Below are 862 nucleotides of genomic sequence, written 5' to 3'. Positions count from 1 at the left end.
TACTGAGCGTGGACGCATTGTGAATCGTGCATGGGGTGAAACTTGGGAACAACTTCCGATTCGTCGTAGTGCTGAAGATATAGATAAGAAATTAGCGTCAAAGTAGTTTAATTACTATTAAAAAGCCTGAATCTTTCAGGCTTTTTTCTGTTCCAAATCTCTGAAAAACATTTTCTCTCAATTCTCAAATCCAAATTGTATTTCCATCGTAAGAATACAAAAGGAGATAACTATGCTTTCGTTTTTCAAATCAGACCCCACCAAAAAGTTAAAGAAGCAATACTTGGCGAAACTTGAAGAAGCCATGAAGGCGCAGCGCAATGGCGATATTCGAACTTACTCGCAACTCAGCGTAGAAGCCGACGCCTTAGCAAAGCAATTAGAAGCGTTGGAAGAGAGCAAAAGCTAGCTTGGTTTGATAAGCTAAGGCGTTAACTAAAATAATTATCCTGAGCCTTGCTTATGTCTCAATTCACCCTAAAGATTCGTGTGCGCTATAACGAATGCGATGCGCAAAATGTCGTGTTCAATTCCCGCTATGCGGATTATGCAGACCTCGCCTCAACGGAGTTTCTTCGTGCATCACTCGGGGGCTATCAAGAACTCGTGGCACGCGGATTCGAGAATCAAATTGTTAAGCTTTTAATTGAATGGAAGGCTCCGGCTCGCTTTGATGATGTATTAAATCTTAATGTGTCGGTGGGTCGTATCGGAAATAGTTCATTTACACTTCACACAGAGTATGTGAATGCGCAAACGAATCAAGTATTAGCTACTGCCGAAGCAGTGTATGTGTTTGTTAACGCTGAAGATTTTACGAGTTGTCCAATTCCTGACTTTGTTAAATCAATGTTTGAGCATT

General features: G+C 41.0%; 2 protein-coding genes. Both read left to right on the top strand.

Annotated features, from left to right (window positions below):
- The first annotated feature begins 232 nt into the window (after positions 1-232).
- Positions 233-409, top strand: a complete 177-nt coding sequence (locus tag A3739_RS28830) for a DUF6435 family protein (protein WP_156493683.1) — start codon at positions 233-235, stop codon at positions 407-409.
- Between the two features lie 53 nt (positions 410-462).
- Positions 463-862, top strand: a 400-nt coding sequence (locus A3739_RS16180) for a thioesterase family protein (protein WP_068502049.1), incomplete at its 3' end; no start/stop codon positions are given.

It is taken from the genome of Oleiphilus sp. HI0067 (assembly GCF_001635735.1).
Note: the sequence above shows the minus strand (reverse complement) of the source record. Positions and strands in the feature narration are given on the sequence as shown.